At 61.5% G+C, this 16,352-nt stretch carries 8 protein-coding genes; 5 read left to right on the top strand and 3 right to left on the bottom strand.

Annotated elements, in window-relative coordinates; all coding sequences use genetic code 11:
• Positions 1-203: 203 nt before the first annotated feature.
• The 3 genes from AO268_RS29405 to AO268_RS29390 form a co-directional block, all read right to left on the bottom strand.
• Positions 204-3,977 (bottom strand): hypothetical protein, encoded by a 3,774-nt coding sequence (locus AO268_RS29405; protein ID WP_141562857.1) that lies wholly within the window; start codon positions 3,975-3,977, stop codon positions 204-206.
• A 113-nt stretch (positions 3,978-4,090) separates the two neighbouring features.
• Positions 4,091-4,996 carry an AraC family transcriptional regulator gene (locus AO268_RS29395; protein ID WP_076961007.1) on the bottom strand — a complete coding sequence of 302 codons (906 nt, stop codon included), beginning with the start codon at positions 4,994-4,996 and terminating at the stop codon, positions 4,091-4,093.
• 72 nt (positions 4,997-5,068) lie between these two features.
• Positions 5,069-6,361, bottom strand: a complete 1,293-nt coding sequence (locus tag AO268_RS29390; RefSeq protein WP_099170693.1) for a glycosyltransferase — start codon at positions 6,359-6,361, stop codon at positions 5,069-5,071.
• Positions 6,362-6,529: 168 nt separating this feature from the next.
• Between AO268_RS29390 and tpx the strand changes: the two genes are divergently transcribed.
• The 5 genes from tpx to AO268_RS29365 all read left to right on the top strand — a co-directional run bounded on the left by tpx (position 6,530) and on the right by AO268_RS29365 (position 16,218).
• Entirely contained in the window at positions 6,530-7,030 is a 501-nt protein-coding gene (gene tpx / locus AO268_RS29385) for a thiol peroxidase (protein WP_099170692.1), read from the top strand.
• Between the two features lie 233 nt (positions 7,031-7,263).
• Positions 7,264-8,568, top strand: coding sequence for an MdtA/MuxA family multidrug efflux RND transporter periplasmic adaptor subunit (locus tag AO268_RS29380; RefSeq protein WP_099170691.1), 1,305 nt, complete (start codon positions 7,264-7,266; stop codon positions 8,566-8,568).
• Positions 8,565-11,666 (top strand): MdtB/MuxB family multidrug efflux RND transporter permease subunit, encoded by a 3,102-nt coding sequence (locus AO268_RS29375; RefSeq protein WP_099170690.1) that lies wholly within the window; start codon positions 8,565-8,567, stop codon positions 11,664-11,666. The genes AO268_RS29380 and AO268_RS29375 overlap by 4 nt, the downstream gene beginning before the upstream one ends.
• Positions 11,663-14,770 (top strand): efflux RND transporter permease subunit, encoded by a 3,108-nt coding sequence (locus tag AO268_RS29370; RefSeq protein ID WP_099170689.1) that lies wholly within the window; start codon positions 11,663-11,665, stop codon positions 14,768-14,770. Before AO268_RS29375 ends, AO268_RS29370 begins: the two co-directional genes overlap by 4 nt.
• Positions 14,767-16,218 carry an efflux transporter outer membrane subunit gene (locus AO268_RS29365; protein ID WP_076961001.1) on the top strand — a complete coding sequence of 484 codons (1,452 nt, stop codon included), beginning with the start codon at positions 14,767-14,769 and terminating at the stop codon, positions 16,216-16,218. The genes AO268_RS29370 and AO268_RS29365 overlap by 4 nt, the downstream gene beginning before the upstream one ends.
• The last annotated feature ends 134 nt before the right edge of the window (positions 16,219-16,352 follow it).

The raw sequence follows: 16,352 nt of genomic DNA, 5'->3' as shown, positions 1-16,352 counted from the left end.
CTCGTCGAATTGATTGTTTTTTGATCATTTGGCGAGTTTAAAAGTTGCGCTAGGTGGTATGCCGGGGAAATACATGGCTACTTCAGACCATCCCTAGTGGGCAGGAGTTTGATGAGGGCATTGGAAAGTGCCAGTGATACCCTGCAGTTACACCGAGGCCCCAGCATTTTCGCTGGGGCCTCGGTCTTTTAACACCGCAGAAATTACTCCTCCAGATCGGTCCCCGATGGATAAGGACGCTGTTGTACTTTGATGTCATCAAAATCGTAGATGCCACCGTCTGCCGGGTTGACTACAGAGATTGAAAGTTCAAAGGATTGACCCGGCACAAAGCCCGTCTGCACATCGGCATTGAGCCATGTATTGATGCTGGGGATGACAACATTGTTTTGCCAGTTTCTGGTATGCACCAAGATACTGGTCGGCCCACCAATATTGGCAAACTTGCTGATCTTGTATCTAAATCTAATTCGATAGTATCCCGCTGCATAAGGGAAATAGACCTTGTAGATCCTGACACCACTGCCCGTATAGGGAACGGATTGCAGGTAATAGTTGGCATTTGTCTCGCGGCGGATGCCCACATTGGGCCATTGGCTGAGCCAGTGATTGAAGTAGTATTCGTCGAACGTGGTCTCGTCGTTAATCATCCGGCTGCGTATGCTGTACACCACCGGCGGGAACTCAATGGCCTTCGATTCATCGGTACTGCTCGTTAACGCCGCCTTGAGTTGCATGGTCAGTTGGGTCGCATTGCCCAGATCAATCAGGTACGTATTCAGTATCGCTTTCTGCTGATACCCAAGGTTCAACCAGGCATCGGTCACCCGATCACCGTCGGCACCGTTGAGCAGGGTCAGGTTATGGGCCGCACCGTTGGGTTTGTTACCGAACAAACGTAGCCACACGGGCTGGTTCCTGGCAATGAACGGCCAGGTTCCCACCGTTGCCGTTGCATTACCGACCAATTCACCCACATCGAGTACACCGCCGATCGCTTCATCGATACGCAGCAGGGTTCTTTTCAGCTCTGCTTGGGGAATTGCCTTGAGCGTTACGGTCAACACTGCTGACGGCTGGAAGGTGCCATTGCGCAGGACGGTATATTTCACGGTGAAGAGGGTGTCTTTATTGCCTATGTTTGCGGCAATAAGCGCCTCCGACAAGTTGAAGGTGACCGTGCCGTCGGCTTCTCCGTTGATTGGCCCCTGTTGCCCCGAACCCGCTCCTGGGGCCCCCATCACCTCCAGGGTAATGAAGTCGGTGACATACATCGGGCTGTAGGACACGTCTACCGTTGCACCGAATCGCGCATCCAGCGGGGCTAAGGTCACTGAAGAGCCAGAGCCCGTGGCCTGTCGCAACGTCGGCACCGGGAACTGGGCCGGGATGGCCTGAATGGTGTACCGGCGTTCCGGGAACCACAGGGCATTGGACTCAATGGCCGTTTGGTCAAAGGTCACCCCGAAGCGCATCAGCAATTGCGAGCCATCCTTGAGTTGACGCAGCTCGCTCACTGGCGCCGTTGGGCGGATACCGTTCTGCTCGCCGTTAAAGGTCACCGGGTCGCCGTTGTAGAAGGTTGCGTAGAAATCTGTGCCATTGGCATAGGTGCCCCGCAATTCAAACCACATCCGTTGATTGCGGTTGATAAAGCTCCAGCGATCGACCATGGCGCGCTCGCTACCGAGCAAGGTGCTGATGTTCAGCACGCTGCTGGTATGGCCTTCGATGTAGGGCTGCGGGAGGACGGGAGGCAGCAGGTTCAGGCTCAGCACGGGCGAAGGTGTTTGATGGACACCCAAGAGCACGAAGTACTGCACCTCGATATAGCGTCCATATCCATTGAGGCTGGCGCCAATGACCTCTGCGGGCACCTCGAAGTGCAAGGTTTTGGACGTATTGCCATCCTTCGTTTCGCAATGGGTACCTATCCCGGGAATACCGGTCCAGCAGGCCTGGATGCGATGACTGGGCAGCATCTGTAGATAGGAGACGGCGATGGTCGCCCCGGACAGCGCGGCTTCGGGGACCAGTTGGTCGGGGTAACGCTGGGCTTGCAATACCTCTGGCCGCAACAGGTCCAGGGCCTCCCCCACAGTGACGATCAAGACTTGCGAATAGCGTGTGCCACCACCACTTGCAGGCACCAGCGAATAACTGAGGCGAATTTCGCCATTCTTGCTGGCAACAATCAGCGCCTCCTCCAGGTAGAACTGCACGGGCCTGCCTGCCGTTCCGGTGTTGAGGGGGATCTCCTCACTGGCGGATCCGTTGCTGTTAGCCCCCAGCAAGGTCCACTTGAAAATATCGTCTGGCACCGTCCGCGTATACGGCAGGGTCACCTGGAGCTGGCCGCCCTTTATGCGTGCCGGGTCCAGATTATTGAACTCGTCCACATATTGCAGCTGCGGCTCTGGCAGTTCGGCATCGCGCTGGCCAAAGGTCACTTCCAGCACATCGGACTTGCGGATGGTCTGGATGCCGGGGCTCATGATCCGCACCTTGCCATCATCTACCAGGTAAAACACCTGGACGGCGCCAATCCCGACAAAACGCGCGAAGTTTTCCTGGGTGACAATACGGTAACGCTCCGGCGGTGGCTCCTGGCCTGCCAATGCGCTCTCTTCATAAAACACCAGGCCGCCCCCTGGCCGTACCGCCTCCATCCGCAACGTCACATTGTAGTGGCGATCATAAGGGGTGTAGCGCGGAAAGAAGACTTTGATAAAGGGATGCGCAGGGTCAATGTTGCCGCCTTCGTTCTGCTCGATGATCATCGCCGGCATCGTGCTTTTGGTGCCGAAGACCGTGATATTCCGGCGCCGGGATTTGCCCAGGGGCACGTGGGTGGCCGTGGTCAGCGTGTATTCAAACTGCATATGGCCGTTGAGCACCGCCACCAGGTGTTTGCGGTCCACTGGGGCCGTGGCCGACAGCCCAATACGTGCCGGAAACGCTGGCAATGTGGTTTCAAAGGGCAAGCCCTCGGCATCGGCGCCTTTCAAGGTCATGATGATCAAGGCACCAGCAGGGGTCAATGTTCCACTTGGCAGCCTTCTGGGAATAACCACTTCGACCTCGAAGAAGGCATCGCCATGGGTGTCGAGGTTCAGCTTCATGACAGACTCCCCATCCACCACAAAGTGTGGAATAGGGAGCAGGAGGGGGTCCAGATCGCTGTCCACCGTGACGTGATCCGACCACTGTTGGACCTCTCCGGAAAAGTTGAACACCTTGTCATACAGCCGGAAGCGAATAATGACGTCGCCGCTGCCACCATCAATGATGGTCGACTCAGGGATCAATACCGTAATGGGTTTGATGCCGGCGACATGCTCGTCATCAATCCGAAGGATCGTCAGATGGCCGTTCCAATACACCTCGGCGGTGTCGCCTTCCGTGATATTAGGGTAGCGGTCGATCGTCAGTTCTACTCCCTCCTTGGCGCGCTCGGGGTCCAGCACGTTGCCCACCAGGTCCGGCGGCAGGTGTATCACCAGTTCGGTGTGATAGGGCAATGCCGGGTCTTTACTGACCCCACCCGGGCGAGTGCGTTTGACATACCAGGTTTCACGGGGGGAAGTACTGGGGGTGCCACTGCCTCTGCGGATAACCTCGCAAAACGTAGGGTAGGTAAACCCCTCCGGAATATGCTCGGGCAGGATGACCAACCGCAAAACAGCCTTGTCCAGATCCTCTGCCCTGATCTCATCCGAAGCAATGGCAAAGCGATCATTGCCCATATAGAACTTATAGGTATCGCCTGGACTGAGACTGGTCCAGCGTGGAAAATTTACCGTCATCCAGGGCATCGTATGGCGAATACCCAGCCCACGTGCGGCTCCCGGCAGCGGGATCACCTCGTCGCTGACGAAGGGGGGGAGCAGTTCGTCTGCATCACTCGGTTGTCCGGGGGCCGGGTGATGAGGCAGGCAAGGTAACGAGGGCGGGGTGGATGGCGCAGGCTTCTTCATCGTGGATGCTCCTTGGGCGGGCAACTGAACAAGGACATCACACACCCAAGGCGGGGGCGCATATAACTGTCAAGATTGACAGTGGCGACGAATGGTTACCCATCCACGGCGGCTCAGGCCAGGTTCTGCTCCGTCAGGCGCTGGACCGCCAGGCGCCGGTAGTGCGAGGGCGTCATGCCTTTGAGCTGTTGGAAGCGCCGGTTGAAGTTGGAGATATTGTTGAACCCCGACTCAAAGCACACCTCGGTCACGGCCTTGTCGCCATCGGCCAGCAACTCGCAGGATTTGCTGATGCGCAGGCGGTTGACGAACTCGATGAAGGTGCGTCCGGTGGCCTGCTTGAACACCCGGGAGAAGTAGGTGGGTTTCATCCCCAGGTACTGCGCGACCTCTTCCAGCGGCAGCTCCCGGGCGTAATGGGCAAAGATGTAGTCCACGGCACGGTTGGTCCGGTCGATGCTGTGCTCATCGGCCAACTGCGCCGTGGTCCCTCCTGACAGCAACTGGTAGTCCTCACACGCGCTGAGGGCCTCCAGCAAGATAAAGAAGTGCCCCAGTCGCGCCATGCCTCGGGCGTCCTCGATGTGTTGCATCAGGGTCATGGCCTGGGCGATGGTCTTTTTGCAGCGGAATTCGATGCCGTACTGCGCCCGTTCCAGCAGCGGTGCCAGGCTCTTGAGCTCAGTGAAGATCTGGCTGGCGCCCTCCAGCAATTCATCGGTGAAATTCACCAGCATGTCGCGCTTGGGCACCACTTCGTCTTCCGCCACCTGGCTGATCCAGTTGTGGGGCAGGTTGGGGCCGGTGAGGAACAGGCTTTCCGGGTGGAAATTGCCGATATAGTCGCCGATAAACACCTTGCCGGCGCTGGCGATAATCAAGTGCAGCTCGTATTCCTTGTGAAAGTGCCAGCGCACCAGCGGGCAGGGGAAGCCATGCTGGCGATAGATGATGGACAGGCCGTTGTGGTCGTCCATCAGCTCGTAGGAAGGGTCGGTGATTCGCGCTGCCCGGGTCATGCTGCCGTCGCTTTTAGTGGAGGTGCGCAACCGATAATGCCCCGTTGCACGCCACCTCGCCAGCGCCGCTGCCTACAGCGCGCGGTTTTTTGCTTCGATCCACTGCGCCATGTACTGGGTACTTTTGTGCAGATGGTGGCGCAGCATGCTGCCGGTAAAGTTGTTGCGTCGATGTTGCGCCAGTGTCGCGCGGCAATGTTGCAGGCGCTCCACCAGCGCCGGGCCGTGGATCTGTGAGGCATAGCGACGGGCCAGTAGCGCACGCCCCTGTTCCTGGGCCTGGGTCCAGGCGTGCCGGTCTTCGTACAGGGCCACGGCGGCAGCGGCCAGGGCCGTGGTGCTGTGGGCGACCGCCCCGGGCCAGGGCTGCCCGTCGCCCATGCCTTCGGCGCCGATGGGCGTGGTGATGCTCGGTGTACCACAGAGCATGCCATCGGCCAGCTTGCCCTTGATCCCGGCGCCAAAGCGCAGCGGCGCCAGGCAGATACGCGCGGCCGACATCACTTGCAGGGCGTCCTCGGCCCAGTTCATCACATGAAAGCCCTGGGCCGGGTTGTGCAAGGCCGTGGCCTTGGGCGGCGTGTAGGCGCCATAGATATGCAGCTGGGCGCCAGGCAGTTGCTGGCGAATCAACGGCCAGAGGCTGTTTTTCATCCACAACACGGCGTCCCAGTTGGGGGCATGGCGGAAGTTGCCGATGCTCAAGAAATGCGCGCGATCCTCATAAGGGGTAAAGGTCTCGCTGGGCGCATCGACCATCAAGGGGCACCAGTGGAGCAGGGCGGCGGGCACCTTGAAGTGTTCGGTGAGCAACTGGATCTCCACATCGGAAATCATCAGGCTGATATCACAGCGGTAGATCGCCGCGATCTCGCGCTTGGCCAGGTCGGTGTCGGCCATCATCTGGAACGCTTCGTCCAGGGCGGGGGCGAATAACGGGCTGAAGTCGTCAGCATCCGGCTGATGCTTGAGGTAATCCTTGAGGCGCTGCTGGCGGGCATCGCGCAGGCTCTGCAAGTCCGAGGTTTCCAGCACGCGCAGGGCCTGGGGGCAATGCTTTTCCACGCGCCAGCCGAATTGTTCCTCCATCATGAAACGGTCGAACAGCACAATGTCCGGGGCCAGTTCGCGGATAAAGTCGTCGAAACTGCTGCTATTGAGCTCGATGGCGCATTCGCCGATGCCCAGTGCCGCGAGGTCGGCCTTGTGCTCGCCGATAGCGGCCGGGCTGCTGAAGGTGATCTTCCAGCCTTGGGCCAGAAAACTTTCCAGGATCTGCATCATATGCCCGCCGGCAGCCGAGGAGCGGGGCTCCGGCCAGACATAACCGATGACCAGGACGTGGGTGGCAGGCGGAGTGTTCAACGATGGATTCCTTCAAGGGCAGGGCGACAGCGGCGCAATTAAACCACAGCGGCCCGGCGCGGGCGCAGTCATGACATTTTGTGTTAGGGCATAGGTGTCAATCGCACTTTGTGGTTAACTTCGGCCTCTCGAATTCGTTTCATCCAACTCAGCATAAGGATTCCGTTCATGGCTCAAGTCACCCTCAAAGGCAACCCGGTCCAGGTTGAAGGCCAGTTGCCGCAAGTTGGCACCCAGGCCCTCGACTTTTCCCTGACGGCAGGCGATCTGTCGGACGTCACCCTGGCGACTTTCGCCGGCAAGCGCAAAGTACTGAACATCTTCCCAAGCGTTGACACCCCGACCTGCGCCACATCGGTGCGCAAGTTCAATGCCCAGGCCAACGCGCTGGATAACACCGTTGTACTGTGCATCTCCACCGACCTGCCATTCGCCCAGGCCCGCTTCTGCGGTGCCGAAGGCCTGGAAAACGTGAAGAACCTGTCGGACTTCCGCAGCGCCGACTTTGCCGTTGACTACGGTGTCTCCATTGCCGATGGCGTCCTCAAGGGCCTGACCGCTCGCGCCGTGGTGGTCCTGGACGAAAACGACAAGGTGCTGCACAGCGAGTTGGTGGGCGAAATCGCCGAAGAGCCAAACTACGACGCGGCCCTGGCTGTACTGAAGTAATTGCGGCTGCGCATTACTGTCGCTTTGCAGTAACACGTATGATGCATGCTTGCGGCCTGGCCTAGTCCAGGCCGTTTTTATTTGTGCTTCAGCGGTTTAGGTCAAATAGCTGATGTTTCACCGCGAAAAGTAAATGTTTGTAAGCCCGAAGGTAAATAGCCGGTAAAGGCGCTTTTCTAAACGCGCCCCAGTGCTTATCTTTCAGCCTCCCACAGTAGAAGCCCTCGCCTCCAATGGTTGATCAATCCATGCAATCGTCCCCCCGTAGTTCCCGCCGCTGGCTGTTTGGCTTGCTCGTGCTGTTGGTTGTTGCCTTCCTGTGCTGGAAATTCTGGCCGACCGGCACCGCCCAAAAGGACGCGCCAGCCGCCAGGACCAGCAAGACCGGGATGATGCGTCCCGGCTTCGGTGGCTCCGGTGCGGCAGTGCCGGTGCGTGTCGCGCCGGCGGTCACGGGGGACTTCCCGCTGTACTACAAGGCGCTGGGGACCGTGACGGCCTTGAACACCATCAACGTGCGCAGCCGGGTCGGGGGAGAGCTGGTCAAGATCGCCTTTGAAGAAGGGCAGATGGTCAAGGCTGGCGACCTGTTGGCGCAAATCGACCCGCGCAGCTACCAGAACGCCTTGCTCCAGGCCCAGGGCACGCTCCTGCAAAACCAGGCCCAGCTCAAGAACGCCCAGGTTGACCTGGAGCGCTATCGCGGCCTGTATGAACAAGACAGTATCGCCAAGCAGACCCTGGACACCGCCGCCGCGCTGGTCCTGCAATACCAGGGCACGGTCAAGACCAACCAGGGCGCGGTGGATGACGCCAAGCTCAACCTCGAATTCACCCGCATCCGCGCGCCGATTTCCGGGCGTGTCGGCCTGCGCCAGTTGGATGTCGGCAACCTGGTGGCGGCCAATGACACCACCGCCCTGGCGATCATCACCCAGACCCAGCCGATCAGCGTGGCCTTTACCTTGCCGGAGAACAGCCTGCAAACCGTATTGGCCCGCTACCGCAGCGGCAACAAGTTGCCGGTACAGGCCTGGGATCGTGGCGATGTGCAATTGCAAGCCACCGGGGTGTTGCAGAGCCTGGACAACCAGATCGACGTCACCACCGGCACCCTGAAATTCAAGGCACGCTTCGATAACCAGGACCAGGTGCTGTTCCCCAACCAGTTCGTCAATGTGCGCCTGTTGGCCGACACCCTGAAAAACGTGGTGCTGGTGCCTTCGGCGGCGATCCAGTTCGGCACCAATGGCACCTTTGTCTACGCCCTGGACGGTGACAAGAAGGTCAAGATCCGCCCCCTGGTCATCGGTGATACCGATGGCCAGAACACCGTGGTCAAGGAAGGCCTGGCGGCAGGCGATCGCGTGGTACTGGAAGGCACCGACCGTCTGAAGGACGGCACCGATGTGGAAGTGGTCAACGACGGCAACCAGGTCCCCACCACCCCGACCGAACACTTGCAGGGCAAGCCCGCGGCACCAGGCGACAGCAGCCCGGCGGCGGATGCCGGCAAGGCGCCAAAGGCCGGCGCATGAACCTGTCACGCCTGTTTATCCTCAGGCCCGTCGCCACCACCCTGAGCATGCTGGCCATTGTCCTGGCCGGCCTGATTGCCTATCGCCTGATGCCGGTGTCGGCCTTGCCCCAGGTGGATTACCCGACCATCCGCGTCATGACCCTGTACCCCGGTGCCAGCCCGGACGTCATGACCAGCGCGGTCACCGCACCCCTGGAGCGCCAGTTCGGGCAAATGCCCGGCCTCACGCAGATGGCGTCCACCAGTTCCGGTGGCGCCTCGGTGCTGACCCTGCGCTTCAGCCTGGACGTCAATATGGACGTGGCCGAGCAACAGGTGCAGGCGGCGATCAACGCGGCCAGCAACCTGCTGCCCTCGGACCTGCCGGCGCCACCGGTGTACAACAAGGTCAACCCGGCCGATACCCCGGTGCTGACCCTGGCCATCACCTCCAAGACCATGCTGCTGCCCAAGCTCAATGACCTGGTCGATACGCGCATGGCGCAAAAGATCGCGCAGATCAGCGGCGTGGGCATGGTCAGCATCGCCGGCGGCCAGCGCCAGGCGGTGCGGATCAAGGTCAACCCCGAGGCCCTGGCCGCCAATGGCTTGAACCTGGCGGACGTGCGCAGCCTGATCGCCGCCTCCAACGTCAACCAGCCCAAGGGTAACTTCGACGGCCCGACCCGGGTGTCGATGCTCGATGCCAACGACCAGTTGGTCTCGCCCGAGCAGTACGCCGAACTGATCCTGGCCTACAGCAACGGCGCGCCGCTGCGCCTCAAAGATGTCGCACAGATTGTCGATGGTGCCGAAAACGAACGCCTTGCCGCCTGGGCCAATGAAAACCAGGCCGTGCTGCTCAATATCCAGCGCCAGCCGGGGGCCAACGTGATCGAGGTGGTGGACCGCATCAAGGCGCTGCTGCCGAGCATCACCGACAACCTGCCGGCCGGCCTCGATGTGACGGTACTCACCGACCGCACCCAGACCATCCGCGCCTCGGTCACCGATGTGCAGCATGAATTGCTGATCGCCATTGCCCTGGTGGTGATGGTCACGTTCCTGTTCCTGCGCCGTTTCAGCGCCACCCTCATCCCCTCGATTGCCGTGCCGTTGTCCCTGATCGGCACCTTTGGCGTGATGTACCTGGCCGGGTTCTCCATCAACAACCTGACCCTGATGGCCCTGACCATCGCCACCGGGTTTGTGGTGGACGATGCCATCGTGATGCTGGAGAACATCTCCCGCTATATCGAGGAAGGCGAGACACCGATGGCGGCCGCGCTCAAGGGCGCCAAGCAGATTGGCTTTACCCTGGTGTCCCTGACCCTGTCGCTGATCGCGGTATTGATCCCGCTGCTGTTTATGGCCGATGTGGTTGGGCGGCTGTTCCGCGAATTTGCCATCACCCTGGCGGTGGCAATCCTGATTTCCCTGGTGGTGTCCCTGACCCTGACGCCGATGATGTGCGCGCGCCTGCTCAAGCGCGAACCCAAGGAAGAAGAACAGGGCCGCTTCTACAAGGCCAGCGGCGCCTGGATCGACTGGCTGGTCGCCGCCTACGGCCGCAAGCTGCAGTGGGTGCTCAAGCACCAGCCGCTGACCCTGCTGGTGGCCATCGCCACCCTGGGCCTGACAGTGGTGCTGTACCTGGTAGTGCCCAAGGGTTTCTTCCCGGTGCAGGACACCGGGGTGATCCAGGGTATTTCCGAGGCGCCGCAGTCGATTTCCTTCGCGGCCATGAGCCAGCGCCAGCAGGAACTGGCGAAGATCATCCTCGAAGATCCTGCGGTGGAAAGCCTGTCTTCCTACATTGGGGTCGATGGCGATAACGCCACCCTCAACAGTGGCCGCCTGCTGATCAACCTCAAGCCCCATAAAGAGCGGGACTTGAGCGCCGTCGAGGTGATCGCACGCCTGCAACCGACGCTGGACAAACTGGTAGGCATCCGCCTGTTCATGCAGCCGGTGCAGGACCTGACTATCGAAGATCGCGTCAGCCGCACCCAGTACCAGTTCAGCATGTCCTCCCCGGATGCCGACCTGCTGGCCCTGTGGAGCGGCAAACTGGTACAGGCCCTGAGCCAGCACCCGGAACTCACCGACGTGGCCAGCGACCTGCAGGACAAAGGCTTGCAGGTGTACATGGTGATCGACCGCGATGCCGCCTCGCGCCTGGGCGTGTCGGTGGCCAATATCACCGACGCCCTGTACGACGCCTTCGGCCAGCGGCAGATTTCCACGATCTACACCCAGGCCAGCCAGTACCGCGTGGTGCTGCAGGCCCAGTCCGGCGAAAGCCTGGGGCCGGACGCGCTGAACCAGATCCACGTAAAGACCACCGACGGCGGCCAGGTGCGCCTGTCGAGCCTGGCCCGCCTCGAACAGCGCCAGGCGCAGTTGGCGATTACCCATATCGGCCAGTTCCCGGCGGTGATGATGTCGTTCAACCTGGCGCCCGGTGTGGCCCTGGGCAAGGGTGTGGAGCTGATCAACCAGGTGCAGAAGGAGATCGGCATGCCGATCGGCGTGCAGACCCAGTTCCAGGGCGCCGCCCAGGCGTTCGAGGCGTCGCTGTCGAGCACCTTGCTGCTGATCCTGGCGGCGGTGGTGACCATGTACATCGTGCTCGGCGTGCTGTACGAGAGCTATATCCACCCGATCACCATCCTCTCGACCTTGCCGTCGGCCGCGGTGGGGGCGTTGCTGGCGTTGTTGCTTACGGGCAATGACCTGGGGATGATCGCGATCATCGGCATCATCCTGCTGATCGGCATCGTGAAGAAGAACGCGATCATGATGATCGACTTCGCCCTCGACGCCGAACGCAACCAGGGCCTGGACCCGCAGACCGCGATCTACCAGGCGGCGCTGCTGCGCTTCCGGCCGATCCTGATGACCACCCTGGCGGCGCTGTTCGGGGCCGTGCCGTTGATGCTGGCCACGGGCTCCGGCGCCGAGTTGCGCCAGCCCCTGGGCCTGGTGATGGTGGGTGGCTTGCTGTTGAGCCAGATCCTTACGCTGTTTACCACGCCGGTGATCTACCTGTACTTCGACCGCCTTGGCCGTCGCTGGCGCAAGAGCCCCGAAGCGCTGGAGCCGGTTGAACCATGAACCTGTCCGGACCTTTTATTCGCCGGCCGGTAGCCACCATGCTGCTGAGCCTGGCGATCATGTTGCTGGGCGGTGTCAGTTTCAACCTGTTGCCGGTGTCGCCGTTGCCGCAGATCGACTTCCCGGTGATCGTGGTGTCTGCCAGCCTGCCTGGTGCGAGCCCGGAAGTGATGGCGTCTACCGTGGCCACGCCCCTGGAGCGTTCCTTTGGCGCGATTGCCGGGGTCACCACCCTGAGCAGCTCGTCCAGCCAGGGCTCGACCCGGGTGATCCTGGCCTTTGACTCCGACCGCGATATCAACGGCGCGGCGCGGGAAGTGCAGGCGGCGATCAATGCCTCGCGCAACCTGCTGCCCAGCGGCATGCGCAGCATGCCCACCTACCGCAAGATCAACCCGTCCCAGGCGCCGATCATGGTGTTGTCGCTGACCTCGGACGTATTGCCCAAGGGGCAGCTGTACGACCTGGCCTCGACCATCCTCTCGCAAAGCCTGTCCCAGGTGCAGGGGGTGGGCGAAGTGCAGATCGGCGGCAGCTCCCTGCCAGCGGTGCGCATCGAGCTGGAACCCAAGGCCCTGGACCAGTACGGCGTGTCCCTGGATGAAGTGCGCGACACCATTGCCAATGCCAACGTGCGCCGGCCCAAGGGCTCGGTGGAAGATGGCGAGCGCAACTGGCAGATCCAGGCCAACGACCAGCTGGAAAAAGCCAAGGACTATGAGCCGCTGCTGATCCGCTACCAGGACGGCGCCGCCTTGCGCCTGAGTGACGTGGCGAAGATCAGCGATGGCGTCGAAGACCGCTACAACAGTGGTTTCTTCAACAATGATGCGGCGGTGTTGCTGGTGATCAACCGCCAGTCCGGCGCCAACATCATCGAGACCGTCAAGCAGATCAAGGCCCAGTTGCCGGCGTTGCAGGCGGTGCTGCCGTCCAGCGTCAAGCTCAACCTGGCCATGGACCGTTCGCCGGTGATCACCGCCACCCTGCATGAAGCGGAAATGACCCTGCTGATTGCCGTGGCCCTGGTGATCCTGGTGGTGTACCTGTTCCTCGGTAACTTCCGCGCCTCGCTGATCCCTACCCTGGCGGTGCCGGTGTCGCTGGTGGGCACCTTTGCCATCATGTACCTGTATGGGTTTTCCCTGAACAACCTGTCGCTGATGGCCCTGATCCTCGCCACCGGCCTGGTGGTGGACGACGCCATTGTGGTGCTGGAGAACATCTCCCGGCATATCGACGACGGTATCGCGCCGATGAAGGCGGCGTACCTGGGGGCCAAGGAGGTCGGTTTTGACCTGCTGTCGATGAACGTGTCGCTGGTGGCGGTGTTCCTGTCGATCCTGTTTATGGGCGGGATTGTCACTAGCCTGTTCCGTGAGTTCTCCATCACCCTGGCGGCGGCGATCATCGTGTCGCTGGTGGTTTCCCTGACCCTGACCCCGATGCTCTGCGCGCGCTGGCTCAAGCCCCATGTCAAAGGGCAGCAGACTGGCTTGCAGCGCTGGAGCCAGAAGGTCAACGACCAGATGGTCGCGGGTTATGCCCGCAGCCTCGACTGGGTGCTGCGACACAAGCGCCTGACCCTGCTCAGCCTGCTGCTGACCATCGGCGTGAATATTGCGCTGTATGTGGTGGTGCCCAAAACCTTTATGCCGCAGCAGGACACCGGGCAACTGATCGGTTTTGTGCGCGGCGATGACGGCCTGTCATTCAGTGTCATGCAGCCGAAGATGGAGATCTTCCGCAAGGCCGTGCTGCAAGACCCGGCCGTGGAAAGCGTGGCCGGCTTTATCGGTGGCAGCAACGGCACCAACAACGCGGTGATGCTGGTACGCCTCAAGCCGATCAAGGAACGCAAGCTGTCGGCCCAGGCGGTGATCGAGCGCCTGCGCAAAAACGTGCCCCCGGTGCCCGGTGGCCGCTTGATGCTGATGGCCGACCAGGACCTGCAATTTGGCGGTAGCCGCGACCAGACGTCCTCGCAGTATTCCTACATCCTGCAAAGTGGCGACCTGGCCGCCTTGCGCCTGTGGTACCCGAAAGTGGTCGCCGCCTTGCGCGCCTTGCCAGAGCTGACCGCCATCGACGCCCGCGAAGGCCGGGGCGCGCAGCAGGTGACGCTGATTGTCGATCGCGACCAGGCCAAGCGCCTGGGCGTGGACATGAACATGGTCACCTCGGTGCTGAACAACGCCTACAGCCAGCGGCAGATTTCCACCATTTATGACAGCCTCAACCAGTACCGGGTGGTGATGGAGGTCAACCCCAAATACGCTCAGGACCCGATTACCCTCAATCAGGTGCAGGTGATTACCGCTGACGGCGCGCGGATTCCGCTGTCGACCATCGCCCACTACGAAAACAGCCTGGCCGACGACCGCGTCAGCCACGAAGGGCAGTTTGCCTCTGAAGACATTGCCTTCGACATGGCGCCCGGGGTCACGGTGGAGCAGGGCACGGCCGCTATCGAGCGGGCGATTGCCAAGGTCGGCTTGCCCGAAGATGTGATCGCCAAGATGGCCGGCACCGCCGACGCCTTCGCCGCCACCCAGAAAAGCCAGCCGTTCATGATCCTCGGCGCGTTGGTGGCGGTGTACCTGGTGCTGGGGATTCTCTATGAAAGCTACATTCACCCGCTGACCATCCTTTCGACCTTGCCCTCGGCCGGGGTCGGCGCGCTGCTGTCGATCTATGTGCTGGGCGGCGAGTTCAGCCTGATCTCGTTGCTGGGCCTGTTCCTGCTGATCGGCGTGGTGAAGAAAAACGCGATCCTGATGATCGACCTGGCCCTGCAACTGGAACGCAAGGAAGGCATGCAGCCCCTGGAATCGATTCGCAGCGCTTGCTTGCTGCGCCTGCGGCCGATCCTGATGACCACCCTGGCGGCGATCCTCGGTGCCTTGCCTTTGCTGCTGAGCAGCGCCGAAGGCGCGGAAATGCGCCAGCCCCTGGGCCTGACCATTATCGGCGGCCTGGTCTTCAGCCAGATCCTGACCCTTTACACCACCCCGGTGGTTTACCTCTATCTCGACCGCCTGCGCCATCGTTTCAACGACTGGCGCGGGGTGCGTACCGACGCTGCCCTGGACACTCCGTTATGACCGAATCAACTGTTTTCCGGGCCCCTGCATTGGCGGTGATTGTGTGCGGCGCGCTCCTCAGCGCCTGCGCCGTAGGCCCCGATTACCAGCGCCCGCCAGTCGCCGAGCCGGCGCAGTACAAACAAGCCCAGGGCTGGCGCCAGGCCGCCCCCAGCGATGCCCTGGCCCGTGGCGCCTGGTGGGAGTTGTATGGCGACCGGCAACTCAACAGCCTGGTGGACACACTCAACACGGCCAACCAGACCGTGGCCCAGGCCGAAGCCCGCTACCGCCAGGCCCAGGCCACCGCACGCAGCGCCCGCGGCGCGTTCTTCCCGACCGTTGACCTGAGCGCCGGGAAAACCCGCGCCAGCCAGGGCACCGGCAGCAGTAATGCGAGCTTGAGCAGCTCCAGCAGCGGTATCCGCAACACCCTCAACACCCAGCTGGGGGTGAGCTGGGAGGCCGATATCTGGGGCAAGTTGCGCCGTGGCCTGGAGGCCAGCAATGCCAGTGAGCAAGCCAGCGCCGCCGACCTGGCCGCCATGCGCCTGAGCCAGCAGTCGGAGTTGGTGCAGAACTACTTGCAGCTGCGGGTCATGGACGAACAGACGCGCTTGCTGCAAGCCACCGTCGAGACCTACCAGCGCTCGCTGCAAATGACCCAGAACCAGTACCGCGCCGGCGTGTCCGGCAAGGACGCCGTGGCCCAGGCCCAGACCCAGCTCAAGAGTACCCAGGCCAGCCTGATCGACCTGATCTGGCAGCGTGCGCAGCTGGAAAACGCCATCGCGGTGCTGATCGGCGAGCCCCCGGCCACGTTCAACCTGGCGGTGAGCCAGGACATTCCCGCCTTGCCGCAGATTCCTGCCAACCTGCCATCGCAACTGCTGGAGCGCCGCCCGGACATCGCCTCGGCCGAGCGTGCGGTGATCGCTGCCAACGCCAATATCGGCGTGGCGAAAACCGCCTACTACCCGGACCTGACCCTGAGCCTGGCCGGTGGTTATTCCAGCAGTACCTACGCCGACTGGATCAGCCTGCCCAACCGTTTCTGGTCGGTGGGGCCCAAACTGGCGATGACCTTGTTCGACGGTGGGCAACGCTCGGCGGAAGTCGACCGTGCCGAAGCGTCCTACGACGAAACCGTGGCCAAGTACCGCCAGACCGTGCTCGACGGTTTCCGCGAAGTGGAAAACTATATGGTTCAGCTCAAGGTCCTGGAGGACGAGGCGGGCGTGAGCAACGAGGCCCTGGAGTCCGCGCGCGAATCCCTGCGCCTGACCCAGAACCAGTACAAGGCGGGCCTGATTGCCTATCTGGATGTGGTTAACGTGCAGGCCACGGCCTTGAGCAACGAACGCACGGTCTTGACCTTGCTGCAAACCCGGCTGGTGGCCAGTGTGCAACTGATCGCGGCGTTGGGTGGTGGTTGGGATGGCCAGCTGGAGCCGCAAGAAAAACCCTGACCCCTGCGGGAGCCAGCGCCCACAGGGGGATCGGCCACACCGCCGTTACCGCAACCACGGATATGTACTGTTGGGGCCCGTTACGCGATACATTGCCAGTAATGGCGTTATGGCAATATTCCAACTGCCCAAGA

Source organism: Pseudomonas sp. ICMP 8385 (assembly GCF_002699915.1).
GTDB classification, from domain to species: Bacteria; Pseudomonadota; Gammaproteobacteria; order Pseudomonadales; family Pseudomonadaceae; genus Aquipseudomonas; species Aquipseudomonas gessardii.
This window is presented reverse-complemented; position numbering and strand designations above follow the sequence as displayed.